22 protein-coding genes are annotated in these 24,734 nt (G+C 43.6%); 16 read left to right on the forward strand and 6 right to left on the reverse strand.

What is annotated here, in order from left to right; genetic code table 11:
* Nucleotides 1-143: 143 nt before the first annotated feature.
* Entirely contained in the window at nucleotides 144-857 is a 714-nt protein-coding gene (treR, locus tag HMPREF9189_RS02895; protein WP_000760676.1) for a trehalose operon repressor, read from the reverse strand.
* A 184-nt stretch (nucleotides 858-1,041) separates the two neighbouring features.
* On the opposite strand from treR, the gene treP reads away from it, so the two are divergent.
* The 12 genes from treP (at nucleotide 1,042) to yidD (ending at nucleotide 11,010) form a co-directional block, all read left to right on the forward strand.
* Complete coding sequence (gene treP, locus HMPREF9189_RS02900) at nucleotides 1,042-3,009, forward strand: PTS system trehalose-specific EIIBC component (protein WP_000514343.1); 1,968 nt, start codon at nucleotides 1,042-1,044, stop codon at nucleotides 3,007-3,009.
* A 63-nt stretch (nucleotides 3,010-3,072) separates the two neighbouring features.
* Nucleotides 3,073-4,698, forward strand: a complete 1,626-nt coding sequence (gene treC / locus HMPREF9189_RS02905) for an alpha,alpha-phosphotrehalase (RefSeq protein ID WP_000242139.1) — start codon at nucleotides 3,073-3,075, stop codon at nucleotides 4,696-4,698.
* 144 nt (nucleotides 4,699-4,842) lie between these two features.
* Complete coding sequence (locus HMPREF9189_RS02910; RefSeq protein WP_000364986.1) at nucleotides 4,843-5,088, forward strand: YneF family protein; 246 nt, start codon at nucleotides 4,843-4,845, stop codon at nucleotides 5,086-5,088.
* A 206-nt stretch (nucleotides 5,089-5,294) separates the two neighbouring features.
* On the forward strand, nucleotides 5,295-6,089 hold the full coding sequence (racE, locus tag HMPREF9189_RS02915) for a glutamate racemase (RefSeq protein WP_000370379.1): 795 nt from the start codon (nucleotides 5,295-5,297) through the stop codon (nucleotides 6,087-6,089).
* Nucleotides 6,086-7,057, forward strand: coding sequence for a nucleoside-triphosphate diphosphatase (locus HMPREF9189_RS02920; RefSeq protein ID WP_000182426.1), 972 nt, complete (start codon nucleotides 6,086-6,088; stop codon nucleotides 7,055-7,057). The genes racE and HMPREF9189_RS02920 overlap by 4 nt, the downstream gene beginning before the upstream one ends.
* Nucleotides 7,033-7,554, forward strand: a complete 522-nt coding sequence (locus tag HMPREF9189_RS02925; protein ID WP_001118942.1) for a metallophosphoesterase — start codon at nucleotides 7,033-7,035, stop codon at nucleotides 7,552-7,554. The genes HMPREF9189_RS02920 and HMPREF9189_RS02925 overlap by 25 nt, the downstream gene beginning before the upstream one ends.
* Nucleotides 7,551-8,012 (forward strand): cyclic-di-AMP-binding protein CbpB, encoded by a 462-nt coding sequence (gene cbpB, locus HMPREF9189_RS02930; RefSeq protein ID WP_000560730.1) that lies wholly within the window; start codon nucleotides 7,551-7,553, stop codon nucleotides 8,010-8,012. The genes HMPREF9189_RS02925 and cbpB overlap by 4 nt, the downstream gene beginning before the upstream one ends.
* Nucleotides 8,009-8,743, forward strand: a complete 735-nt coding sequence (gene xerD / locus HMPREF9189_RS02935) for a site-specific tyrosine recombinase XerD (RefSeq protein ID WP_303660075.1) — start codon at nucleotides 8,009-8,011, stop codon at nucleotides 8,741-8,743. The genes cbpB and xerD overlap by 4 nt, the downstream gene beginning before the upstream one ends.
* Nucleotides 8,743-9,471: a segregation/condensation protein A gene (locus HMPREF9189_RS02940; RefSeq protein WP_000351883.1), complete on the forward strand. Its 729-nt coding sequence runs from the start codon at nucleotides 8,743-8,745 to the stop codon at nucleotides 9,469-9,471. The genes xerD and HMPREF9189_RS02940 overlap by 1 nt, the downstream gene beginning before the upstream one ends.
* An 18-nt stretch (nucleotides 9,472-9,489) precedes the next feature.
* Nucleotides 9,490-10,059, forward strand: coding sequence for an SMC-Scp complex subunit ScpB (scpB, locus tag HMPREF9189_RS02945; RefSeq protein ID WP_000105288.1), 570 nt, complete (start codon nucleotides 9,490-9,492; stop codon nucleotides 10,057-10,059).
* Nucleotides 10,046-10,768 carry a pseudouridine synthase gene (locus HMPREF9189_RS02950; RefSeq protein ID WP_001222211.1) on the forward strand — a complete coding sequence of 241 codons (723 nt, stop codon included), beginning with the start codon at nucleotides 10,046-10,048 and terminating at the stop codon, nucleotides 10,766-10,768. The genes scpB and HMPREF9189_RS02950 overlap by 14 nt, the downstream gene beginning before the upstream one ends.
* Entirely contained in the window at nucleotides 10,768-11,010 is a 243-nt protein-coding gene (gene yidD / locus HMPREF9189_RS0101955; protein WP_000821635.1) for a membrane protein insertion efficiency factor YidD, read from the forward strand. The genes HMPREF9189_RS02950 and yidD overlap by 1 nt, the downstream gene beginning before the upstream one ends.
* 32 nt (nucleotides 11,011-11,042) lie before the next feature.
* On the opposite strand, the gene HMPREF9189_RS02955 is transcribed toward yidD, so the two are convergent.
* From HMPREF9189_RS02955 to HMPREF9189_RS02970, 4 genes are all read right to left on the reverse strand, one after another.
* Complete coding sequence (locus HMPREF9189_RS02955; protein WP_000858271.1) at nucleotides 11,043-12,014, reverse strand: siderophore ABC transporter substrate-binding protein; 972 nt, start codon at nucleotides 12,012-12,014, stop codon at nucleotides 11,043-11,045.
* A 97-nt stretch (nucleotides 12,015-12,111) separates the two neighbouring features.
* Nucleotides 12,112-12,864, reverse strand: coding sequence for an ABC transporter ATP-binding protein (locus HMPREF9189_RS02960; RefSeq protein ID WP_000764287.1), 753 nt, complete (start codon nucleotides 12,862-12,864; stop codon nucleotides 12,112-12,114).
* A complete protein-coding gene (locus tag HMPREF9189_RS02965; RefSeq protein ID WP_001159835.1) occupies nucleotides 12,861-13,817 on the reverse strand; it encodes an iron chelate uptake ABC transporter family permease subunit in 957 nt (318 codons plus the stop codon). The genes HMPREF9189_RS02960 and HMPREF9189_RS02965 overlap by 4 nt, the downstream gene beginning before the upstream one ends.
* Nucleotides 13,807-14,766: an ABC transporter permease gene (locus tag HMPREF9189_RS02970; RefSeq protein WP_000777215.1), complete on the reverse strand. Its 960-nt coding sequence runs from the start codon at nucleotides 14,764-14,766 to the stop codon at nucleotides 13,807-13,809. Before HMPREF9189_RS02970 ends, HMPREF9189_RS02965 begins: the two co-directional genes overlap by 11 nt.
* 236 nt (nucleotides 14,767-15,002) lie before the next feature.
* Here HMPREF9189_RS02970 and pepA point away from each other — a divergent pair, with 236 nt between their 5' ends.
* Both pepA and HMPREF9189_RS02980 read left to right on the forward strand, forming a co-directional pair.
* The gene (pepA, locus tag HMPREF9189_RS02975) at nucleotides 15,003-16,067 is read left to right on the forward strand and encodes a glutamyl aminopeptidase (RefSeq protein WP_000209164.1); all 1,065 of its coding nucleotides are present in this window, start codon (nucleotides 15,003-15,005) and stop codon (nucleotides 16,065-16,067) included.
* A gap of 20 nt (nucleotides 16,068-16,087) precedes the next feature.
* Nucleotides 16,088-16,384: a bacteriocin immunity protein gene (locus HMPREF9189_RS02980; RefSeq protein WP_000840149.1), complete on the forward strand. Its 297-nt coding sequence runs from the start codon at nucleotides 16,088-16,090 to the stop codon at nucleotides 16,382-16,384.
* A gap of 96 nt (nucleotides 16,385-16,480) precedes the next feature.
* Here the strand turns inward: HMPREF9189_RS02980 and HMPREF9189_RS02985 are convergent, their stop codons facing one another.
* Nucleotides 16,481-18,112, reverse strand: coding sequence for a Na/Pi cotransporter family protein (locus tag HMPREF9189_RS02985; protein WP_000026623.1), 1,632 nt, complete (start codon nucleotides 18,110-18,112; stop codon nucleotides 16,481-16,483).
* A gap of 308 nt (nucleotides 18,113-18,420) precedes the next feature.
* Here HMPREF9189_RS02985 and HMPREF9189_RS02990 point away from each other — a divergent pair, with 308 nt between their 5' ends.
* A complete protein-coding gene (locus HMPREF9189_RS02990; protein ID WP_000653738.1) occupies nucleotides 18,421-23,151 on the forward strand; it encodes a bacterial Ig-like domain-containing protein in 4,731 nt (1,576 codons plus the stop codon).
* A gap of 242 nt (nucleotides 23,152-23,393) precedes the next feature.
* Entirely contained in the window at nucleotides 23,394-24,593 is a 1,200-nt protein-coding gene (gene pgk, locus HMPREF9189_RS03000) for a phosphoglycerate kinase (protein WP_001096767.1), read from the forward strand.
* Nucleotides 24,594-24,734 lie beyond the last annotated feature (141 nt).

Below are 24,734 nucleotides of genomic sequence, written 5' to 3' on the forward strand. Positions count from 1 at the left end.
AAGAGTTTTTTAACAAGATACATATTTGCTGTTGTTTTTTCTTAAAATAGTAGAATAAGTAGCAAGCAGCTCCTCTTTTCCAACTCTCAACTAGATCATTTACTACTAAAAAAACAGTTGAGAGTATCCCCAACTGTAAGTGTTTATTTCGGATGTCTTTTGGCAAAGTCAACAAAGTGAAATTTTTCTAGCTTATGCCGACTTTCAGTGAACTGGAATTGGCGACCGTCTTGGAGATAGACTTTTGACTTAATCGAAACGACATAAGGGTCTTTCCCAATGTCCATGAGAATCTTGTCTCGGTCACCCGTGTGGTCAATGGTTATTTCCTTTTGAGCATAATCAATATGGAGTTTGAGGACGTCCTCTATATACGAGTAGATAGACTGCTCAGCGATTTGGCGAGTGAGATTTGGGATCAGTTCCATATCCAGATAGTCCGTATCCAGAACCGATACCAGGTCATCCACTACACGTTGGCGGACCACCTTCCAAACCATCCGAAACTCTGGAAAGCCGGTTATCAGTGAGGATTTTTTATCGATAATGATTTTATCCAGACTGACCACATTGGTTTTAGAACGCAGTCCAAGTTCTTGAACCAGTTCTTGGTAGCTGGTTAGGTTAGAGACGGGGAAATTGACGATTTCTTCTTTGACGACTTGAGAACCTTGCCCCCTTATCTTCTTAATCAATCCTTCCTCTTGGAGGAGGGACAGAGCTTTTCGAACGGTGTCACGGCTCACCTGATACTGATTCATGAGATCGTGCTCGCTAGGGAGGAAATCTCCGACAGCGTAAGTCTCGTTTTGAATAGTTTTTTGGATTTGCTTAAATAATTGTTGGTATTTCTTCATCTTGCTTCCTTAAATAGGTTTTGAGTTTTATTCTATACAAACTTGTATCTATTTTACCATACAAGTGCTAGAAAATTTACAAAAATATCCTCTTTTTACAACAAACAAGTTGCCTACAAGTTTGGTATCGTTTACAATAGAACTATCAAATAAAACTTGCTTTGACGAGTATAAGGAGAATCAAATGGGAAAATTTGAACAAGAAGCCAAAGATCTGCTTCAGGCGATCGGAGGTAAGGAGAATGTCACTGCTGTCACCCACTGTGCGACACGGATGCGCTTTGTTCTCGGTGACGAAAAGAAGGCCAACGTCAAGGCTATCGAGTCGATTCCAGCCGTCAAAGGGACCTTTACAAATGCAGGTCAATTTCAGGTGATTATCGGGAATGATGTACCGATTTTTTATAATGATTTTACAGCTGTTTCAGGTATTGAAGGTGTTTCCAAAGAAGCAGCCAAGTCCGCAGCTAAGAGTAATCAAAATGTACTTCAACGTGTTATGACCACTCTGGCGGAAATCTTTACACCGATTATTCCAGCCTTGATAGTCGGAGGATTGATCCTCGGTTTCCGTAATGTCTTGGAAGGTGTGCATTGGTCAATGTTGGATGGCAAGACTATCACAGAATCCTCTCAGTTTTGGGCAGGTGTCAATCACTTCCTCTGGTTGCCTGGTGAAGCGATCTTCCAGTTCTTGCCAGTAGGGATTACCTGGTCTGTCTCTCGTAAGATGGGAACCAGCCAAATCTTGGGGATTGTTCTCGGAATCTGTTTGGTTTCACCTCAGTTGCTCAATGCCTATCTGGTAGCTGGTACTCCAACAGAAGAAATTGCTGCCAACTGGGTTTGGAATTTTGGCTACTTTACTGTTAATCGTATTGGTTATCAGGCTCAAGTTATCCCAGCCTTGCTTGCAGGTTTGAGTCTGTCTTATCTTGAAATTTTCTGGCGCAAGCATATCCCAGAAGTCATTTCCATGATTTTTGTACCTTTCTTGTCATTGATTCCAGCTTTGATTTTGGCTCACACTGTCTTGGGACCAATCGGTTGGACAATTGGGCAAGGACTCTCCGCAGTTGTCTTGGCAGGTTTGACTGGTCCAGTTAAATGGCTCTTCGGTGCAATTTTTGGTGCTCTCTACGCTCCATTTGTCATCACCGGTTTGCACCATATGACCAATGCCATCGATACACAATTGATTGCGGATGCTGGCGGAACTGCCCTCTGGCCAATGATTGCTCTTTCTAATATTGCTCAAGGTTCTGCCGTATTTGCCTATTATTTCATGCATCGTCATGATGAGCGTGAGGCTCAGATTTCACTTCCTGCAACCATTTCAGCCTATCTCGGTGTTACAGAACCAGCCCTCTTTGGGGTCAATGTCAAATACATTTATCCATTTGTAGCTGGGATGATTGGTTCGGCCCTTGCAGGCATGTTGTCCGTTACTTTCAATGTAACGGCGGCTTCTATTGGTATTGGCGGTCTGCCAGGTATCCTCTCTATTCAACCACAATACATGCTTCCATTTGCAGGAACTATGCTAGTCGCGATTGTTGTTCCAATGCTCTTGACTTTCTTCTTCCGTAAGGCAGGCTTCTTTACAAAAACAGAGGACGATACAGCCTTGCAAGCAGAATTCGTTGCCCAAGAAGAAGCAGAATTTGTGACTCACGAGCCAGTAACCCATGCTCCAGTAGAAATTGTCAGCCCACTTGCTGGTCGAGTGAAAGAATTGAGTCAAGCGACGGACCCTGTTTTTGCATCAGGTGTCATGGGACAAGGTCTAGTCATTGAGCCAAGCCAAGGTGAGTTAACTTCTCCTGTCAATGGGACAGTGACGGTTCTTTTCCCTACCAAGCATGCCATCGGTATTGTCTCTGATGAGGGAGTGGAATTACTCATCCACATCGGTATGGATACAGTAGGTCTTGATGGCAAAGGATTTGAAAGTCATGTAGCCCAAGGAGCCCACGTCACAGTTGGTCAGAGACTAATTAGCTTTGATATAGATGCTATCAAGGCTGCGGGTCTCGTAACAGAAACTCCTATTATCATCACTAACCAAGATGCTTATACAGCGACTATCACTGGAACTTATCCGACGATAATTCAAGCTGGTCAACCGCTCATGCTTGCAACACGGATCTAATTAAAATAGCACAAACAGGGAAGGAACAGAGGTTCCTCCCTTTTATCGGAAAAGGAGAAACAGATGGTACTTGATAAACGAAAAGTAGTCTATCAAATCTATCCAAAATCATATAAAGACACCACTGGAAATGGCATAGGGGATTTCCGTGGGATTATCGAAAAAATCCCCTATCTAGCCAAACTAGGTGTGGATATGGTCTGGCTCAATCCATTCTATCCAAGTCCTCAACGGGATAATGGTTACGATATTTCAGATTATATGGCAGTGGATCCTCTTTTTGGTGATATGGCTGATTTTGAGGAAATGGTGCGTGTCGGTAAGGAGCACAAGATTGACTTTATGCTAGATATGGTGCTCAATCATTGTTCGACAGAACACGTATGGTTTCAGAAAGCCCTAGCTGGCGACCAGTACTACCAAGACTTTTTCTTCATCCAAGATCAACCGACAGACTGGCAGTCTAAATTTGGTGGTTCTGCCTGGGCGCCTTTCGGGGAGACAGGGAAATACTATCTCCACCTCTTTGATGAAACCCAGGCTGACCTTAACTGGCAAAATCCCAATGTCCGCAAAGAGTTGTTCAAAGTGGTCAATTTCTGGCGCGACAAGGGTGTCAAAGGTTTCCGATTTGATGTGATCAATTTGATTGGCAAGGATGAGGTCTTAGTGGATTGCCCTGAAAATGAAGGAAAGCCAGCTTACACGGATAAACCCATCGTCCATGACTATTTGCGCATGATGAACCAGGCCACTTTTGGAACAGAGGATAGCTTTATGACAGTTGGGGAAATGTCCTCTACAACCATGGAAAATTGTGTCCTTTATTCGTCGCCTGACCGTCAGGAATTATCCATGACCTTTAATTTCCATCATCTCAAGGTAGATTACAAGGACGGGCAAAAGTGGACCTTGGCTCCCTTTGATTTTGAAGAGTTGAAAAGTCTTTACCATAGCTGGGGCAAGGAAATGAGTGACAAAAACGGCTGGAGCGCCCTCTTCTGGAATAATCACGACCAACCACGTGCCTTGAACCGTTTTGTCGATATTCAACATTTTCGCAAGGAAGGGGCGACCATGCTGGCGGCCAGCATTCATCTGTCACGTGGGACACCTTATATCTACATGGGCGAGGAAATCGGAATGGTTGACCCAGACTATGATTCCATGGCTGACTATGTGGATGTCGAGTCCATCAATGCTTATCAGATGCTCTTAAAAGAAGGAAAAAGTGAGCAAGAAGCTTTCCAGATTATTCAGGCAAAGTCGCGTGATAACTCACGAATTCCCATGCAGTGGGATGATTCGGAAAATGCAGGTTTCACAAGAGGTACTCCTTGGCTCAAGGCAGGAAAAACCTACCCTCAGATCAACGTAGAAAATGAAATCAAAGGCCCAATTTTTGCCTTCTACCAAAACTTGATTCGACTTCGTAAGGAAATGCCGATTATTTCAGAAGGAAGCTACAAACCAGCCTTTCAAGACAGCAAGCAAGTCTATGCTTTTGAACGTCAGTATGAGGATGAAAAGTTACTGGTCCTCAATAACTTTTATGCCACAGAAATAGAAATTGAGCTACCAGCAGCCTACCAAAATGGACAGATTCTGATTTCAAACTATAAAGATGTAGAATTATCAGAAAAAATTCTTCTGAAACCGTATCAAACACTTGCTATTTATGTAAATTAAACGCAGCAAGGAGCTCTCTTTCATTGAAATGTAGGGCTCCTTTTTTGTCGCCTATTGCCCTTCTTGAAAGCGTAAAACAAACTAGTCAGGAAAGTCACTTTATGGTATAATATAGAAGACTCAAAAAGAAACAGGAGAAAAAGAATGGATTTACTTTTAGCAATTGTCTTGATTGTGCTAGCTTTTCTAGGAGGAGCTCTTGGAGGTATGTATTTGGTGCGTAAGCAAATTGAAAAAGAATTTGCTGACAACCCACGTTTGAATGCTGAGGCAGTTCGTGCTCTTTTGAGCGCAAATGGTCAAAAACCAAGCGAAGCCAAGGTACAACAAGTTTACCACCAAATTATCCGTCAACAAAAAGCAGCTCTTGCTAACAATAAAAAGAAATAAATAGGAAAAGTCTGGGATGAAAGTTCCAGACTTCTCACTATGTTCAATAGTTCTCAAGGATAAGACTTTTTCCTTGCATTCTATTGATATTTGATTATGATTAAGAGAGAGGCAGTTGACATTCTATCAAGCTGTCGTTAGTTCCTTCAGGACAAGGAATCATGATGAACTATCAATCAGAAAAAGAAGACTAGAAAGAAGACTGTATGGATAATCGACCAATTGGTTTTTTGGATTCGGGTGTCGGGGGCTTGACCGTTGTTCGTGAGCTCATGCGCCAGCTTCCCCATGAAGAAATCGTCTATATTGGAGATTCAGCACGGGCGCCCTATGGTCCCCGTCCTGCTGAGCAAATTCGTGAATATACTTGGCAGTTGGTCAACTTTCTCTTGACCAAAGATGTCAAGATGATTGTCATTGCATGTAATACTGCGACTGCGGTCGTCTGGGAAGAAATCAAGGCTCAACTAGATATTCCTGTCCTAGGCGTGATTTTGCCGGGAGCTTCGGCAGCCATCAAGTCCAGTCAAGGTGGGAAAATCGGAGTGATTGGAACTCCCATGACGGTCCAATCAGACATCTACCGTCAGAAAATCCATGATTTGGATCCGGACTTACAGGTTGAAAGTTTGGCCTGTCCCAAGTTTGCCCCCTTGGTGGAGTCTGGTGCCCTGTCGACCAGTGTCACCAAGAAAGTAGTTTATGAAACCCTGCGTCCCTTGGTAGGCAAGGTGGATAGCTTGATTCTGGGTTGTACCCATTACCCACTCCTTCGCCCCATCATCCAGAATGTCATGGGACCAAAGGTTCAGCTGATCGATAGTGGGGCAGAGTGTGTACGGGATATCTCAGTCTTACTCAATTATTTTGAAATCAATCGTAGCCGAGATGCGGGGCCTCTTCAACATCGTTTTTACACAACAGCCAATAGCCAAAGTTTTGCCCAAATAGGAGCAGAATGGCTGGAAAAAGAGATTCATGTGGAGCATGTAACTTTATGACAAACAAAATTTATGAATACAAGGATGACCAGGACTGGTATGTCGGTGTCTGGGATGTCTATGGAGGCATCTATAGCCTTATCAAAGATCCTATCGAGCTTGATTTTATGGATTTGGCGCGGATTTTTCGTGACGAGGAAAATGGCTTTCCGATTACGATAACGGTGATGCGCTGGTCTTCTAACTTCCGTTTACTCTCTTTTATCGTTGAGATTTTAAATGCAGAAGCAGGACGTAATTTGGAAGTCATCCAACGTCAGGGAGCCTTACTTTTAATTGAAAATGGACAGCTTTGGCATGTCGAACTGCCTAAAGAAGGTGTTGATGTGGAAGCTTTCTTTGAAACTAGTAAGGTTAGAGAAACCTTGTTGATTGCGACTCGAAACGAAGGTAAGACCAAGGAATTCCGAGCTATCTTTGACAAGTTAGGCTATGATGTCGAAAATCTCAATGATTACCCTGACCTACCTGAAGTAGCTGAAACAGGTATGACCTTTGAAGAAAATGCCCGCCTCAAGGCAGAAACCATTTCACAGTTAACAGGCAAGATGGTTTTGGCAGATGATTCTGGTCTCAAAGTAGATGTCCTCGGTGGCTTGCCAGGTGTTTGGTCAGCCCGTTTTGCAGGAGTGGGAGCGACTGACCGTGAAAACAATGCCAAACTCTTACACGAATTGGCCATGGTCTTTGATCTCAAGGACCGTTCGGCTCAGTTCCATACGACCCTAGTTGTAGCCAGTCCAAACAAGGAAAGCTTGGTTGTTGAAGCTGACTGGCCAGGTTATATCAACTTTGAACCCAAGGGTGAAAATGGTTTTGGCTATGATCCTCTCTTCCTGGTAGGAGAGACAGGTAAATCATCAGCAGAATTAACCCTTGAAGAAAAAAATAGCCAATCCCACCGTGCCTTAGCCGTTAAGAAACTTTTGGAGGTATTTCCATCATGGCAAAGCAAACCATCATTGTAATGAGTGACTCCCATGGCGATAGCTTGATTGTCGAAGAAATTCGTGACCGCTATCTGGGTAAAGTTGATGCCATTTTTCACGATGGTGACTCAGAACTCCGTCCAGACTCTCCGCTCTGGGAAGGCATCCATGTCGTCAAAGGAAATATGGATTTTTATGCTGGCTATCCAGAGCGTTTGGTAACTCAACTTGGTCCAACCAAGATCATCCAGACCCATGGACACTTGTTTGATATCAATTTCAACTTTCAAAAGTTGGACTACTGGGCTCAGGAAGAAGATGCCGATATCTGTCTCTATGGTCATTTGCATGTGCCAAGCGCTTGGATGGAAGGAAAGACGCTATTTCTCAATCCAGGTTCCATCAGCCAACCACGAGGCACTATTAGAGAATGCCTCTATGCCCGTGTGGAGATTGATGACAGCTATTTTAAAGTAGACTTTTTGACACGTGATCATGAGATTTATCCAGGATTGTCCAAGGAGTTTGCTCGATGATTGCCAAGGAATTTGAAGTATTTTTACTGGAGCAGGAAGAAACTTTTCTTACCCCTGCTGACAATCTAGCAGCTTTGATTGATACCCATAACGCTGATCATGCAATTTTGGTGCTGAGTCAAATTACCTACACCCGTATCCCTGTTGTGACCTTTGACAAACGCTTTGTCGGAACCATTGGTCTGAGAGATATTTTGGCTTATCAAATGGAGCAAGGTTTGACAGATGAACAGATGGCAACGACAGATATCGTCAATATGACCAAGACGGATGTAGCAGTCGTCGCTCCAGACTATAACATCACAGAGGTCCTCCATAAACTGGTGGATGAACCCTTCTTGCCAGTCGTAGATGATGAAGGAATTTTCCAAGGAATCATCACGCGTAAGTCCATCCTCAAGGCAGTTAATGCCCTCTTGCATGACTTTAGTAAGGAATATGAGATTCGATGCAAATGAGAGATAGCATTTCAGCCTTTTTAGAGAAAAAGCAGGGCTTGTCTGCCAATTCAAAGCAGTCCTATAAGTATGATTTGGAGCAATTTTTAGATATGGTAGGGGAGCGAATCTCTGAGACCAGTCTCAAGATTTACCAAGCCCAACTAGCCAATCTAAAAATGAGTGCCCAGAAGCGAAAACTTTCGGCCTGTAATCAATTTCTCTACTTTCTCTATCAAAGAGGAGAGCTGGACAGTTTTTACCGCTTGGAATTAGCCAAACAAGCTGAAAAGAAGACCGAAAAGCCAGAACTGTTAGACCTGGAGTCTTTTTGGCAGGAAAGTGAGTATCCAGAAGGGCGCTTGCTGGCACTCTTAATCCTAGAAATGGGGCTCTTACCTAGTGAGATTTTAGCTCTCAAGGTTGCGGATATCAATCTTGATTTTCAGGTTTTGAGAATCAACAAGGCTTCCCAACAGAGGATTGTCACTATTCCCACGACCTTGCTTTCAGAATTGGAACTCTTGATGGGGCAGACCTATCTTTTTGAAAGGGGAGGGAAAGCCTATTCTCGTCAGTGGGCCTTTCGTCAGCTGGAGTCCTTTGTCAAGGAGAAAGGTTTCCCAACCTTATCAGCCCAAGCCTTGCGGGAACAGTTCATTCTAAGACAAATAGAAAACAAGGTCGATTTGTACGAAATTGCAAAAAAATTAGGATTAAAAACAGTCCTGACCTTAGAAAAATATAGATAATGGATATTAAATTAAAAGATTTTGAAGGGCCTCTGGACTTGCTCTTGCACTTGGTTTCTAAGTACCAGATGGATATTTACGATGTGCCCATTACGGAAGTCATCGAACAGTATCTAGCCTATGTCTCAACCCTGCAGGCCATGCGTCTGGAAGTGACGGGCGAGTACATGGTCATGGCCAGTCAACTCATGCTGATCAAGAGTCGCAAGCTCTTGCCAAAGGTAGCAGAAGTGACAGACTTGGAGGATGACCTAGAGCAGGATCTTCTCTCCCAAATCGAAGAATACCGCAAGTTCAAGCTCTTGGGTGAGCACTTGGAGGCTAAGCACCAAGATCGGGCCCAGTACTATTCCAAAGCGCCAACAGAGTTGATTTACGAGGATGCGGAGCTTGTGCATGACAAGACGACTATTGACCTCTTTTTGGCTTTTTCAAATATTCTAGCCAAGAAAAAAGAGGAATTCGCTCAGAACCACACGACCATTTTGCGGGATGAGTATAAGATTGAGGACATGATGGGTATCGTAAAAGAATCCTTGACTGGACGAGACCAGTTGCGTTTGCAGGATTTGTTCAAGGAAGCCCAGAATGTCCAAGAGGTCATTACCCTCTTTTTGGCGACCTTAGAGTTAATCAAAACCCAGGAACTGATCCTCGTGCAAGAGGAGAGTTTCGGAGATATCTATCTCATGGAAAAGAAGGAAGAAAGTCAAGAGGCACAAAGCTAGACTTGATAGAGAGGAAAGATGAGTACTTTAGCAGAAATAGAAGCGCTCTTGTTTGTAGCAGGTGAAGATGGGATTCGGGTCCGTCAGTTGGCTGAACTCCTATCGCTTCCTCCGACAGGCATCCAGCAGAGTTTAGAAAAATTAGCCCAAAAGTATGAAAAAGACCAAGAGTCGAGCTTGTCCCTGATTGAGACAGGGGGCGCTTACAGATTGGTGACCAAGCCTCAATTTGCAGCGATTTTAAAGGAATACTCCAAAGCTCCCATCAACCAGAGTCTGTCTCGGGCAGCCCTTGAGACCTTGTCCATCATTGCCTACAAGCAACCCATCACGCGGATAGAAATTGATGCTATCCGTGGGGTCAATTCGAGTGGGGCTTTGGCAAAGTTGCAGGCATTTGATTTGATACGAGAAGACGGGAAAAAAGAAGTGTTGGGTCGCCCCAACCTCTATGTTACTACGGATTATTTCCTAGATTACATGGGAATTAACCATTTAGAAGAATTACCAGTGATTGATGAGCTTGAGATTCAAGCGCAAGAAAGCCAATTATTTGGTGAAAGGATAGAAGAAGATGAGAATCAATAAGTATATTGCCCACGCAGGTGTGGCCAGTAGGAGAAAAGCAGAAGAGTTGATCAAGCAAGGCTTGGTGACGGTCAACGGCCAAGTGGTACGTGAACTCGCAACGACCATCAAGGCTGGTGACAAGGTCGAAGTTGAAGGTCAGCCGATCTACAATGAAGAAAAGGTTTATTATCTGCTTAACAAACCACGCGGTGTGATTTCCAGTGTGACAGACGACAAGGGTCGCAAGACTGTTGTCGACCTCTTGCCCAATGTCAAAGAGCGAATCTACCCAGTAGGTCGTTTGGACTGGGATACATCTGGTGTCTTGATTTTGACCAATGATGGTGATTTTACGGATGAAATGATTCACCCCCGTAATGAGATTGACAAGGTCTATGTCGCGCGTGTTAAAGGTGTGGCCAATAAGGATAATCTCCGTCCCTTGACCCGTGGTCTTGAGATTGATGGCAAGAAAACCAAGCCAGCTGTTTATGAAATTCTCAAAGTGGATCCAGTTAAAAATCGCTCTGTGGTACAGTTGACCATCCACGAAGGGCGTAATCATCAGGTTAAAAAGATGTTTGAAGCCGTCGGTCTTCAAGTGGATAAGTTGTCGCGGACACGTTTTGGGCACCTAGACTTGACAGGTCTTCGTCCGGGAGAATCCCGTCGCCTTAATAAAAAAGAAATCAGCCAACTACACACTATGGCTGTAACCAAGAAATAATGAAACGAATCTTAATAGCGCCAGTACGCTTTTACCAACGTTTTATCTCACCGGCCTTTCCACCCTCTTGTCGCTTTGAGCCGACTTGTTCCAACTACATGATTCAGGCTATTGAAAAATATGGCTTCAAGGGTGTTCTGATGGGCTTGGCTCGAATTTTACGTTGCCATCCTTGGTCGCCAATAGGAAAAGATCCCGTCCCAGGCCACTTTTCCCTCAAACGAAATCAAGAAGAAAAATAAACCCAACATCAGGTGATGTTGGGTTTTCTTGCTTATTTCAAAGCTTTTTGAGCGTCTTCAATCATGAGTTTGGTTGATTCAAGACCGCCACCGCTTAGATACCAGAGGTCTGGTGTTAGTTGAATAATTTTACCATTTTTAGCAGCAGGAGTTTCAGCGATAAGGGCATTTTCTAGGACGCCATCGTTGCTTGAGTTGTCCCCACCGATGGCAAGGGTACGGTTGATGACAAAAAGGATGTCAGGATTGATTTCTTTGACACTTTCAAAGCTGACTTCTTGTCCGTGGCGAGAGTCTTCAAATTGAGTATCAGTTGGTTTGAATTTCAAGGTTTGATACAAGAAAGAGAAACGAGATTGGGCACCAAAGGCAGCCATTTTTCCTTCATTGAGGAGGATAGCAAGGGCTTTTTTGTCAGAACTTTCGTTTTTAGTAGCGACTTCTTGGATGCTTTTGTCTAGGTTGGCTAATTCTTCTTTGGCTTTCTGTGTACCAGTTTCACCGAAGGCACTTGCAAGGGATTCGATGTTAGCCTTGGTAGAAGTCCAGTAGTCGTCCTTGCTTGCTTGGAAGAGAACGGTTGGCGCGATTTCTTTGAACTTGTCTACGAATTTTTGGGTACGTGGAGAGGCAATGATCAAATCCGGTTCAAGAGCAGCAATGGCTTCTAGGTCTGGCTCAACCATGGAACCCACATTGTTGACATTTCCCGCAAGATCTTTTAGGTAAGTCGGAACAGTTTTTGTAGGCATTCCGACGATATTCTTTTCAAAACCTAAAGCGCGAATAGTGTCCGCAGCACCGAGGTCAAAGGTTACAATCTTTTCAGGAACCTTTGAAAGTTTGACCTCGTCTAGTGAACTTTTAATGGTTATCTCTGTTGGAGCAGAGCTACTTGTATCTGTCTGGCTAGTGCTTGAGTTTGTATTTGTACTACATGCACCAAGTAAGAGCAAGAAGCTGGCCACTAGGGCAGTGAAATAAAGTTTAAGGGATGTTTTCATGATTTTTCCTTTTTAAAATGTGATAACGATGTAAGGGGCTCTTAGATAGGCTTGTTAGCTAAGAGGCAGAGGGTTCTCTAACATGAATTCAGAATAGCTAGCTATAGATACAGATCTTTTTGCCATTGATATCAGCTAGCGTGATGGGGATCTCATAGAGTTGACTGAGCAGGTCAGCCTGCATGATTTGAGCAGTCGTTCCCTTGCAAAAGACTTGGCCGTCCTTGAAGGCAACAATTTCATCCGCATACTGACTAGCCATATTGATATCGTGTAGGACGATGATAACGGTCTTCCCTAGTTCCTCCACCAGTCGCTTGAGAATCTGCATCATGCTGACACTTTGCTTGATATCGAGATTATTGAGCGGTTCGTCTAGCAAGATAAAGTCTGTATCTTGGGCTAGTACCATGGCGATAAAGACACGTTGGAGCTGTCCACCAGACAGACTATCGATGTAGCGGTCTTTTAAGTTTGTCAGTTCCAGATAGTCCAGAGTTTCTCGGATTTTTTCCCAGTCTTCTGCCTTCAGTCGACCACGGCTGTAGGGAAAACGTCCAAAACTGACCAGTTCTTCTACAGTCAATTTGGCTTGGTAATTGATCTTCTGCTTTAGGATGGTAAGCTCTCGAGCCAGTTCTTGCGAATTCCAACTTTCAATTTCACGACCTTTGATACTGAGAATTCCCTGATCCTTCTTGGTTAGTCTGCTCATAATGGAGAGGAGAGTTGATTTTCCAGCACCATTTGGACCAATAAAGGCTGTCAGTTTCTGAGGACTGACTTCAAGCGAAATGTCTTGCAAAATATCCTGTTTTTGAATGGATTTGTCAATGTTTTCCAGTTTCACCGACGCGCCCTCCTATAAAGTAAGATAAAGAATAAGAAGCCACCCACACTCTCGATGATCATACTGATGCGAATTTCCAGCGCAAAGACTCGTTCGATTAGGGCTTGCCCCAAGGTCAAACTAATAAATCCAATCAGAATGGCTACGATAAAGAGCAACTTGTGCCGATAATCTTTGATGATTAGGTAGGTGAGGTTAGCAAGCATAAAGCCGAAGAAAGCCATAGGCCCTACCAAGGCAGTGGCTGTTGAGGTCAAAAGCACGATGCCCCAAAGGAGCTCTCTCTGTTCTTTTTCAACATCGAGTCCCAGTATCTGAGCCGTTTCTCTTTGCAGGTGTAGGACATCCAGAATAACTGCTTTTCGAAAGAAAAAGATTGTCAAAGCGAGGATGATCAGAGAACCGATGGCTAGGATGGAAGTGTTGAGATGCTGAAAGGAGGCGAAGAGACTGTTCTGTAGTTTATCGTATTCATTTGGATTCATCAGGACTTGGAGGAAGGTACTGATATTTCGAAAGAGACTTCCGAGTGCTAGACAGATTAGCAGGATGAAGACCAGGTCTTGTTTCATCAGTGTCTTCAAGTAGCCTTGTAAGGCAAGAAAGAAGAGGGATTGAAGCAGAAGCAAGACTAGAAATTCTAAGATAGGAGACTTTTCAAGCTGTAGAAATTTGCTTTCAAAAACCAGTAGCAGGGTCTGTAGCAAGACATAGAAGGATTCGATTCCCAAAATACTTGGCGTTAGGAAGCGATTTTCCGTCAGGGTTTGAAAACTAATGGTCGAAATTCCTGTCGCGATAGCTACCAAGAGATAAACGACAATCTTTTGAGAACGAAGTTTCCAAGCAAAGACAGATAGGTGACTAATAGGCCAAAAGTAGAGGAGACAAGCTCCGATGGCCAGAATAATGAGAAGGCAGAAGAGCTTGGTATGTTTGCTTTTAAACTGCATCTTTTCGTCCCCCTCTCCAGAGAAGTAGAATAAAGACGAGGCTACCGATGATTCCTAGCAAGAGACTGACAGACAGCTCATAGGGCCGAATGAGAACTCGAGAGAGGATATCGCAGGCCAGAACCAGATTGGCTCCGACCAGTGCGACGATGAGTTTGGTTTGGCTCAGGTTATCTCCATAGCGCTTGCGGACCAGATTGGGAACGATGACCCCGAGAAAAGGCAAGGCACCCACGGTAATCATGGTGACGCTTGTCGTTAGCGCCACCAGAAAGAGGGCCAGTTTTTCCAGTAGGGAATAAGAAATCCCCAAACTTTCACTGGTTTCTTTCCCTAGATTCATGATGGTAAAAGTTTGGGACAATTTCCAAACGGCTATCAGGATGATGAGGCCTAAGAAGAGCCACTCATACTGATGGGTCTGAATCATGGAGAAGGAGCCCTGGGTCCAAGCAGTCATACTCTGAACCAGATTGAAACGATAGGCGATAACTTCTGTGATAGAACCGATAATCCCACTATAGATGATCCCGATCAAGGGCAACATCCACCTTTCCTTTATAGAAAAAATAGTTATAAAGGCCAGGAAGAAGAGGGTAAATAAAATAGATGAGCCAAAAGCAAAGAGCATCTTTTGGGTCAGACTCGCAGATGGAAAGACAAAGAGGCTCAACACCATTCCCAGTTTGGCGGCTTCGGTCGTTCCGACTGTACTCGGAGCAGCAAACTGATTTTGGGTAATGGTCTGCATGAGGAGCCCTGCCATGCTCATACTAGAGGCTGCAAGCAGAATACTGATGGTTCTTGGAAGACGCGACTCTTGAAAGAGAAGCCAAGTCTGTTGGTCAAAAGCAAAGAATTTTTCCCAAGAAAAATCACTGGTTCCAATGGTAATGGAGAGAAAGACTAGGAGTAGAAGTAAGCCTGTTAAAATATGAGAGAGTTTCATACCCCGTCCTTTCGTGTAGATTTGGTACCGAAAGATACCTGCGGATATAAATGTAACATGATTTCTTTAATCTGTCAATAAATTTTCTGACAATTTAATGTAAAAAGAAAGAAAAATTCCTGAAATTACATCTGGCCCTCTCTTTTATTGGAAAACTGAGTAAAAACCAATCTACCTTCCCACTATCCTTCTCCTATAAAAAGTGGTAAAATGGAGGACAGAAGGAAGGAACTGATATGACAACATTATTTTCAAAAATCAAAGAAGTAACAGAGCTTGCTGCAATCTCAGGACATGAAGCGCCTGTCCGTGCCTATCTTCGTGAGAAGTTGACTCCGCATGTGGATGAAGTGGTGACAGATGGCTTGGGTGGTATTTTTGGTATCAAGCATTCAGAAGCTGCCGATGCGCCCCGTGTTTTGGTCGCTTCTCATATGGACGAAGTTGGTTTTATGGTCAGCGAGATTAAGCCAGATGGTACCTTCCGTGTCGTTGAAATCGGTGGCTGGAATCCAATGGTGGTCAGCAGCCAACGTTTCAAACTCTTTACTCGTGACGGTCGTGAAATTCCTGTGATTTCAGGTTCTGTCCCTCCACATTTGACACGTGGAACAGGTGGACCAACCATGCTTGCTATCGCAGATATCGTCTTTGATGGTGGTTTTGCAGACAAGGCTGAGGCAGAAAGTTTTGGCATCCGTCCTGGTGACACGATTGTCCCTGATAGTAGCGCAATTCTTACAGCAAATGAAAAGAATATCATTTCAAAAGCCTGGGACAACCGCTACGGTGTCCTCATGGTAAGTGAGCTAGCAGAAGCCCTTTCAGGTCAAAAACTCGGAAATGAACTCTATCTTGGTGCCAATGTCCAAGAAGAGGTTGGTCTTCGTGGCGCTCATACTTCTACAACTAAGTTTGACCCAGAAGTCTTCCTAGCAGTTGACTGTTCACCTGCTGGTGATGTCTACGGTGGCCAAGGTAAGATTGGGGATGGAACCTTGATTCGCTTCTACGATCCAGGTCACTTGCTCCTCCCAGGTATGAAGGATTTCCTTTTGACAACGGCTGAAGAAGCTGGCATCAAGTACCAATACTACTGTGGAAAAGGCGGAACAGACGCTGGAGCAGCTCATCTGAAAAATGGTGGTGTCCCATCTACAACTATCGGTGTCTGTGCTCGTTATATCCATTCTCACCAAACTCTCTACGCGATGGATGACTTCCTAGAAGCTCAAGCTTTCTTGCAAGCCTTGGTGAAAAAATTGGACCGTTCAACGGTTGATTTGATTAAAAATTATTAAACATAAGGGAGGTGGTCAGGATGGCAGAACCAAACCTAGAAAGCCTTATAAGAGATCTCTACAACCATGCTCGTCAGGGTTTGAGTGAAGATTTAGTTGCTGCTCTCCTAGAGACTGCTAAAAAACTACCTACTACAAATGAGCAATTACTAGCAGTCCGACTCTCAGGACTGGTCACCCGTGAATTGCTCACCAATCCCAAACACCCAGCACCTGAGTTGCTCAACTTGGCGCGCTTTATCAAAAGAGAAGAGGCCAAGTACAGAGGCACTGCAGTTTCTGCTATCATGTTTGGAGAACTCTTTAAGATGCTTTGATTCCATTGTGAATCAAAGTATTTTTTATATGCTCCAAAAGAAATTCTTAATGAGGAGACGAAAAAAGCCATCCCATTCAGGATAGCTTCTTGTTTATTAGATTTGTTCAGCGATAACCTTTTCAGCTAGATTCATAGCGTGGTCAGATACACGAGTATAGTGGGAAATAATGTCGATGAAGTTGACTCCAGCTTGTGTAGAACACTCACCCTTGTTAAGGCGTTTGATGTGGGTCTTTCTGAGAACGCGTTCCATATTGTTGATTTCTTTATGACGTTCAATCAGCCTTTGAGCTTTTTCAATATCATTGTTTTCCACACTATCAAGAGCATCTTTGATGAACTCAGTGGTAGCGTGATAAATCTCAGCTAGCTCTTCCAAAGCGGCCTCAGAGAACTGAACATTCTTGCGTTGGAGATAGTCTGTTAGGTTGATTAACCCTTCTGCGTGGTCTCCAATCCGTTCCAAATCACGTGATGAGTCAAGAATATTGGTTAAAATTTCACTTTCCTTTTGACTCAAGGATTCGCTTGAAAGGCTAATCAGGTAACGAGTGAGTTTTTCGTCAATTGTGTTAATTGCTTCCTCAGTCTTATGGCCTTTCTCAGCTAGTTTTTCATCTAGATTGACGATGTAGTCGTAGGAAAGGTCAAAAGCTTTTGCAGCATAGTTCCCCAAGTGAAGAAGTTCTTTTTTGGCATTTCCTAGAGCGATAGAAGGCGCCTGTTTGATGAGTTGTTCATCCAAGTAGAGAGCCTCGTATTTAACAACTTCATCTTCACCAGGAATGAGCTTGGTCACAATGTAAGCCAAGGCGCCGATGAATGGGAACTGGATAATGGTATTTGTAATATTAAAGGTTCCGTGGGCAAAGGCAATGGTCATTTCTGGAGCTAGATTGAGTGCAGATTCAAACCATTGAATCAAGCCAGTGAAAGGTACAAGGAAGACAATACAGATAACCGTACCAATCACATTAAAGGCAACGTGGGCACCGGCAACACGTTTGGCAGCGATATTGGCTCCAAGAGAAGCAATGATGGCTGTAATGGTCGTTCCGATATTATCACCAAACAAGACCGGTAGGGCACCTTGTAGGTCAATCAAACCACTTGCGTATAAGTTCTGTAAGATACCGATAGTTGCGGATGAAGCTTGAATGAGTAGGGTCAGTCCAGTTCCGACAAAGACACCTAGAATAGGACTCTTACTTAGTTCAACCATGTAGTCTCTAAAGACTTGCAGGTCTTTTAGGGGTTCCATTGCACCGCTCATAAGATTGAGAGCGAAGAAGATACCTCCTACACCAAAGATAATCCGTCCGATGTTATTGATGGAGCGATTCTTGGTGAAGAAAAGACAGACCGCTCCGATAAAGAGCATAGGTAAGGCGTAATCTCCTAGCTTAAAACCGATGATAAAGGATGTAACGGTGGTTCCAATATTGGCACCCATGACAATACCGATAGCCTGACGCAAGGTCAATAGTCCTGCACTGACTAGTCCTACTGTAATGACTGTAACACCAGAACTTGATTGAATCAGCGCCGTCATACCGATACCAACCAGCACACCAAAGAAGGGATTGCTGGTATATTTGTCAATGTAAAAACGAAGGCGATCTCCAGCAGCTTGTTGCAAACCGTCCCCCATGGTCTTGATACTATATAAGAATAGCCCCAGACCACCTAAAAAGTGAAATAAAATTTCCTGCCAATTAATGGACATTTCTTTTTCCTCCGAAAAATAATCGCGGAATTTCTCCTATTCTATTTTAAAGGATAAAAGTAAATCTCACAAGTGTTTAGCTGAAGTTTTCATAAGAAACAAGAACTTTCTTTTAAAATGAGAGATAGATTCCCTTTGAGATAGTCGATTTAGAGGATTGTGTCCAAATTTTACTGATTATTATCCTAGTTATAGTTTTTGTGTCAAGTATATTGACAACGCTTTCATGTTAGATAAAATGAAGATGATCCTGTTCTGGTGTTGTGCACTGAGAACAGTTACTTTTTTTGTTCTATTAGGAGGATAAGATGAAAGATCTATTTTTTGAAAAACGTTGCCGTTACAGTATTCGAAAGCTGTCAATCGGAGCTTGTTCCTTGATGATTGGTTCAGCTCTATTCGCAAGCCCAGCTCTTGCCGAACAGGTCGCTGTCCCTGAAACAGCCGCAAACACGAGAGCTCAAGCGACAAGTGCGAGTGAAACTGCTAATCCAGACACAACAGCTCTCGAAAAACAATTATCGGAAACTGAAAACAAAGTAGCTGAGCAACCTATTTCAGAAAACCCTCCAGCAATAACGGATCTGGTTAATGAAAAAGAAGAAGCAAAACCCGCTCCGGCAGATAAAGCTGAAAAACCTGCTCAACCAACTGATAAAGAAGAAGTCAAATCAGAGGAAGCTCCTCAAGTAGCTGAAAAGAAAGCGAACAAACCGACTCTAGCAGACGTTCCTAAAAATGAAGAAAAGAGTCTCCGACCAAAAGAAATCAAATTTGATACATGGGAAGATTTGTTGAAATGGGAACCGGGTGCGCGTGAGGATGATCCCATTAACCGTTCATCAGTTGAACTCGCCAAGCGCCATAGGGGCCAGTTGGTTAACGAAAAAGCAAGCAGAAGAGCCAAGGTTCAGGCGCTAGCAAACACCAACTCGAAAGCTAAAGACCACGCTTCTGTTGGTGGAGAAGAATTCAAGGCTTACGCCTTTGACTACTGGCAATACTTAGATTCAATGGTCTTCTGGGAAGGTCTAGTCCCTACTCCAGATGTCATTGATGCAGGCCACCGCAACGGAGTTCCCGTTTATGGAACCCTCTTTTTCAACTGGTCAAACAGTATTGCCGACCAAGAGAAATTTGCCGCTGCCTTGAAACAAGATGAGGATGGCACTTTCCCAATTGCACGCAAACTCGTTGATCTCGCTAAATACTATGGCTTTGATGGCTATTTCATCAACCAAGAAACAACAGGGGAATTGGTAGCACCTCTTGGTGAAAAAATGCGCCAATTCATGCTCTATACAAAAGAATACGCGGCTAAGGTCAACCACCCAATCAAGTATGCTTGGTACGATGCTATGACCTACAAATATGGCCGTTACCACGAAGATGGTCTAGGCGATTACAACTACCAGTTCATGCAAAAAGAAGGAGACAAGGTACCTGCGGATCAATTCTTTGCCAATTTCAACTGGAACAAGGAAAAGAATGACCACTCCGTAGAGATGGCAAAATGGCTAGAACGTAGCCAATATGATGTCTTTGCAGGTTTGGAATTGCAACAAGGTGGTTCTTATAAGACCAAAGTCAACTGGGATGCTCTTTTAGATGAAAATGGCAAGTTGCGCTTGTCTCTTGGACTTTTTGCGCCAGATACGATTACCAGTCTAGGAAAAACGGGTGAAGACTACCACAAGAACGAAGACATCTTTTTCACAGGTTACCAAGGAGATCCAACGGCTCAAAAACCAGGTGATAAAGAGTGGTATGGAATTGCCAATTTAGTTGCGGACCGCACACCAGCAGTAGGACGCACCTTCACTACCTCTTTTAATACAGGTCATGGTAGAAAGTGGTTTGTAGACGGCAAAGTTTCTAAGGATTCTGAATGGAACTACCGTTCTGTTTCAGGTGTTTTACCAACATGGCGTTGGTGGCAGACTTCAACGGGGGGGAAACTTCGTGCAGAATATGACTTTACAGATGCCTACAATGGCGGAAATTCTCTTAAATTCTCAGGTGATGTAGCTGGTAAGACGGACCAGGATGTGAATTTGTATTCTACTAAACTAGAAGTAACGGAGAAAACCAAACTTCGGGTTGCCCACAAGGGAGGAAAAGGCTCCAAAGTTTATATGGCCTTCTCTACGACTCCAGACTACAAATTTGAGGATGCGGAGGCATGGAAAGAACTGACTCTTTCTGACAACTGGACAAATGAAGAAATTGACCTTAGCTCACTAGCAGGTAAAACCATCTATGCAGTTAAACTCTTCTTCGAACATGGAGGTGCTGTAAAAGATTATCAGTTCAACCTAGGACAATTAACTATCACGGACAATCACCAAGCGCCACAAGCACCTACAGGTCTCTCTGTGGTGAAGCAATCTCTTAAGAATGCCCAAGAAGCTGAAGCAGTGGTCCAGTTTGCGGGTAACCAAGATGCAGATTTCTATGAAGTCTACGAAAAAGATGGAGATAACTGGCGCTTATTGACAGGATCATCTGCTTCCACTATCTACTTGCCAAAAGTTAGCCGCTCTGCTAATGCGACTGGTACGACTCAGGAATTGAAAGTCGTTACAGTTGGTAAAAATGGCCTTCGTTCTGAAGCGGGGACGGCATCCTTCAACTGGGGGATGACAGTTCAGGATACAACTCTCCCAAGACCTTTGGCTGAAAATATTGTTCCAGGGGCAACGGTTATTGGTAGCACTTTCCCAAATACTGAAGGTGGAGAAGGCATTGAAGGTATGTTGAACGGTACCATTACTAGCTTGTCAGATAAGTGGTCTTCAGCTCAGTTGAGCGGTAGTGTGGATATTCGCTTGACCCAACCACGCCGTGTTGTTAGATGGGTCATGGATCATGCAGGAGCTGGAGGTGAGTCTGTTAACGATGGTTTGATGAACACCAAGGACTTTGATCTTTACTACAAGGATACAGATGGTGAGTGGAAGCTAGCTAAGGAAGTTCGTGGCAATAAAGCGCACGTGACGGATATCACCCTTGATAAACCAATCACCGCTCAAGACTGGCGTCTAAAAGTTATCACATCTGATAACGGAACACCTTGGAAAGCCATTCGTATCTACAACTGGAAGATGTACGAAACCTTGGACACAGAAAGTCAAAATATTTCAATGGCTAAGGTAGCTGCTCGTTCACTTGGAAACCACCAAGTTCAACTAGGCTTCTCTGATGTTCCAGCAGGCGCAACCATCACCGTTTACGACAGGGCAGATTCACAAACACCAATTGCAACCTTGAAGACTGAAACTGGTGGCGACCTGGCAACTGCACCATTGGCCTTTGACAAGCAACCAAATCTCCTCTATTATCGTACCCAACTACCTGGCAAAGAAATCAGTAACACCTTGGCAGTAGCGATTCCGCAGGATGAAAGAAAAATTGCTGCAGTTAGCCTTGAAAAAGGACCTAAGAAGACAGTTTATAAAGAAGGTGAAAATCTCGACCTCAGAGGCGGAACCCTCCGTGTTCAATACGAAGGGGGGCAAGCCGATGAGCTGATCAACCTTACTCACTCAGGTGTGACAGTATCTGGCTACGACGCTCATCAAAAAGGGGAACAAAAGCTCACAGTCAGCTACCTTGGACTTCCAGTTACTGGTGACTTGAAGGTACAAGTGACTGGTCAAGATGAAGGAAAACCAAAGGAAGTAGCAGGCTTGTACCTTACTCAGAAACCAAAAACAGACTATTTGGTAGGAGATCAACTGGAACTCTCTGAAGGTCGCTTTGGAGTTCTCTATGATGATGAGACAGAAGAGACTCACGGCTTTACTGATAAAGGTGTTGAAATTACGGGCTACGATGCTCAAAAGACCGGCCGTCAAACCTTGACCTTGCATTACAAGGGGCACACAGCTGAGTTTGATGTCTTGGTTTCTCCAAAGGCTGCAGTCAATGATGAGTACCTCAAACAAGAAATTACTGCTGCCCAAGGTCGTCAGTCAACCCTCGCCTATACCTTCTCAAGTGAGGACAAACAAGGAGCGTTAGTAGAGAAGCTCAATGCTGCGAAAGCTGTTGTAGAAAACCATGATGCCAGTCAAGAAGAAGTCAACAAAGCCTTGAATGAGTTGAAACAAGCGGGTGCGGACTTGGATGGTACTCAGCGTTACCAAACTGCTAGAGAAGAATTGGAAGGCTTGCTCGAATCCGTCCGTGAAAAAGATTCTCAAGATGAGTTGATTGCCCAAGCTGAAGCTTTATTGTCTTCACAAACACCAACTCCACAAGCTTTTGCGGACATGAAAGAAAAGCTGAATAAGAAACTAGCCCCTGCAGAAGAAAGTCACCACGTTGGAAGCATGAATCCAAGTGAAGTAGCCCCAACAGTTGAAGCCCTCCCTGAACTAGTTGTTGAAACTGAAACAACAGCCTATGAACGTCAAGAGAGACAAAATATGGATCTTCTGAAAGGTCAACGTCAACTTGTCCAAAAAGGAGAAGAAGGGCAAAATCGTCGTCTAGTAGAAGTAGATGCCCAAGGCAAACGCACTCTTCGTTCGACTGAGGTAGTCAAGGAAGCAATCCCAGAAATCACAGAAGTTGGAACAAAAGTTCTATCAAGCAACCAACCAGCTGAGGGAGTAAAAGACCTAGTTTTAGAAATTCCGAAACTAGAAATTGAAGAGGACACAGTGGCCTTCGATCGTCAAGAGCGACCAAATGCAAGCCTTCTAAAAGGTCAACGCCAGCTAATCCAAGCAGGTGTGGAAGGTCAAGTTCGTCGCTTTGTAGAAGTTGATGGTCAGGGCAAACGGACTCTTCTTTCGACTGAAGTTCTCAAGGAAGCTGTCCCAGAAATTGTTGAAATTGGTACCAAGGAAAAAGTTGAACAGCTAGTACCAAGTACAGACAATTCAATGGTGGAAACACCAGTCAAAGCAGAAAAGGCAACAAATCAACTTCCAAATACTGGTGTAGAAACAGATGCCAGTCTAGTAGCTCTGGGACTTCTCGGAGCAATGAGTGGTTATGGCTTGCTTGCTAGAAAGAAGAAAGAAGACTAATCGATTTAGAATTCTTGGATTTCCTCATAAAAACTAAAAACAAGGTTTGGCTGCAGTCAAACCTTGTTTTGATTATTTTATCTCGCATTGATTACTTATTTGATAAGGTTTTTCTAGATTTGATTTTAAAAAATGCTAGTTTTAATTATAAGAAAGAACAAGAAAAGTTTAGGGTTTTTCTATCTCTTTTGTTGATTTTGTGATATAATTAACACGTATAAAAAAAGAAGGAGTCATATCTAATGGCAAAATTGACTGTTAAAGACGTTGACTTGAAAGGGAAAAAAGTTCTCGTTCGTGTTGACTTCAACGTACCTGTTAAAGATGGCGTGATTACTAATGACAACCGTATCACTGCAGCTCTTCCAACTATCAAGTACATCCTTGAACAAGGTGGACGTGCAATCCTCTTCTCTCACCTTGGACGTGTAAAAGAAGAAGCAGACAAAGAAGGTAAATCACTCGCTCCTGTAGCTGCTGACTTGGCTGCTAAATTGGGACAAGAAGTTAAATTTATCCCGGGTGTTACACGTGGTGCTGAATTGGAAGCAGCAATCAACGCTCTTGAAGATGGACAAGTTCTCTTGGTTGAAAACACTCGTTTCGAAGATGTTGATGGCAAGAAAGAATCTAAAAATGATCCTGAACTTGGTAAATACTGGGCATCACTTGGAGATGGTATCTTCGTAAACGATGCATTCGGTACAGCTCACCGTGCACACGCATCTAACGTTGGTATCTCAGCAAACGTTGAAAAAGCTGTTGCTGGTTTCCTTCTTGAAAACGAAATTGCTTACATCCAAGAAGCTGTTGAAGCTCCAGAACGTCCATTCGTAGCGATTCTTGGCGGTTCAAAAGTTTCAGACAAGATCGGTGTTATCGAAAACTTGCTTGAAAAAGCTGATAAAGTTCTTATCGGTGGTGGGATGACTTACACATTCTACAAAGCTCAAGGTATCGAAATCGGTAACTCACTTGTAGAAGAAGACAAATTGGATGTCGCTAAAGCTCTTCTTGAAAAAGCAAACGGCAAATTGATCTTGCCAGTTGACTCAAAAGAAGCAAACGCATTTGCTGACTACACTGAAGTGAAAGACACTGAAGGTGAAGCAGTAGATCCAGGTTTCCTTGGTTTGGATATCGGTCCAAAATCTATCGCTAAATTCGATCAAGAATTGACTGGTGCCAAAACAGTTGTATGGAACGGACCTATGGGTGTGTTTGAAAACCCAGACTTCCAAGCTGGTACAATCGGTGTCATGGATGCTATCGTGAAACAACCAGGTGTGAAATCAATCATCGGTGGTGGTGACTCAGCTGCCGCAGCGATCAACCTTGGACGTGCAGACAAGTTCTCATGGATCTCTACTGGTGGTGGAGCTTCAATGGAGCTCCTCGAAGGTAAAGTTCTTCCAGGACTTGCAGCCTTGACTGAAAAATAAATAGTTTAACTAAAAGAAGATGGTTTAACCATCTTCTTTTTAATTTCATTTATAAATATGTTAGATTTATCGATAAATGAAGGGGGTAGAGCAAATATTTGCATCTTTCCTTGTAAAATGTTAGTATAGGAAGTAACGACT

This window comes from Streptococcus sp. oral taxon 071 str. 73H25AP, from assembly GCF_000146755.1.
Taxonomy (GTDB): Bacteria; Bacillota; Bacilli; order Lactobacillales; family Streptococcaceae; genus Streptococcus; species Streptococcus oralis_T.

Coding starts and splice junctions, on each gene's coding strand:
- treR (WP_000760676.1), bottom strand. CDS start 857: ATGAAGAAATACCAACAATTATTTAAGCAAATCCAAAAAACTATTCAA.
- treP (WP_000514343.1), top strand. CDS start 1,042: ATGGGAAAATTTGAACAAGAAGCCAAAGATCTGCTTCAGGCGATCGGA.
- treC (WP_000242139.1), top strand. CDS start 3,073: ATGGTACTTGATAAACGAAAAGTAGTCTATCAAATCTATCCAAAATCA.
- HMPREF9189_RS02910 (WP_000364986.1), top strand. CDS start 4,843: ATGGATTTACTTTTAGCAATTGTCTTGATTGTGCTAGCTTTTCTAGGA.
- racE (WP_000370379.1), top strand. CDS start 5,295: ATGGATAATCGACCAATTGGTTTTTTGGATTCGGGTGTCGGGGGCTTG.
- HMPREF9189_RS02920 (WP_000182426.1), top strand. CDS start 6,086: ATGACAAACAAAATTTATGAATACAAGGATGACCAGGACTGGTATGTC.
- HMPREF9189_RS02925 (WP_001118942.1), top strand. CDS start 7,033: ATGGCAAAGCAAACCATCATTGTAATGAGTGACTCCCATGGCGATAGC.
- cbpB (WP_000560730.1), top strand. CDS start 7,551: ATGATTGCCAAGGAATTTGAAGTATTTTTACTGGAGCAGGAAGAAACT.
- xerD (WP_303660075.1), top strand. CDS start 8,009: ATGAGAGATAGCATTTCAGCCTTTTTAGAGAAAAAGCAGGGCTTGTCT.
- HMPREF9189_RS02940 (WP_000351883.1), top strand. CDS start 8,743: ATGGATATTAAATTAAAAGATTTTGAAGGGCCTCTGGACTTGCTCTTG.
- scpB (WP_000105288.1), top strand. CDS start 9,490: ATGAGTACTTTAGCAGAAATAGAAGCGCTCTTGTTTGTAGCAGGTGAA.
- HMPREF9189_RS02950 (WP_001222211.1), top strand. CDS start 10,046: ATGAGAATCAATAAGTATATTGCCCACGCAGGTGTGGCCAGTAGGAGA.
- yidD (WP_000821635.1), top strand. CDS start 10,768: ATGAAACGAATCTTAATAGCGCCAGTACGCTTTTACCAACGTTTTATC.
- HMPREF9189_RS02955 (WP_000858271.1), bottom strand. CDS start 12,014: ATGAAAACATCCCTTAAACTTTATTTCACTGCCCTAGTGGCCAGCTTC.
- HMPREF9189_RS02965 (WP_001159835.1), bottom strand. CDS start 13,817: ATGCAGTTTAAAAGCAAACATACCAAGCTCTTCTGCCTTCTCATTATT.
- HMPREF9189_RS02970 (WP_000777215.1), bottom strand. CDS start 14,766: ATGAAACTCTCTCATATTTTAACAGGCTTACTTCTACTCCTAGTCTTT.
- pepA (WP_000209164.1), top strand. CDS start 15,003: ATGACAACATTATTTTCAAAAATCAAAGAAGTAACAGAGCTTGCTGCA.
- HMPREF9189_RS02980 (WP_000840149.1), top strand. CDS start 16,088: ATGGCAGAACCAAACCTAGAAAGCCTTATAAGAGATCTCTACAACCAT.
- HMPREF9189_RS02985 (WP_000026623.1), bottom strand. CDS start 18,112: ATGTCCATTAATTGGCAGGAAATTTTATTTCACTTTTTAGGTGGTCTG.
- HMPREF9189_RS02990 (WP_000653738.1), top strand. CDS start 18,421: ATGAAAGATCTATTTTTTGAAAAACGTTGCCGTTACAGTATTCGAAAG.
- pgk (WP_001096767.1), top strand. CDS start 23,394: ATGGCAAAATTGACTGTTAAAGACGTTGACTTGAAAGGGAAAAAAGTT.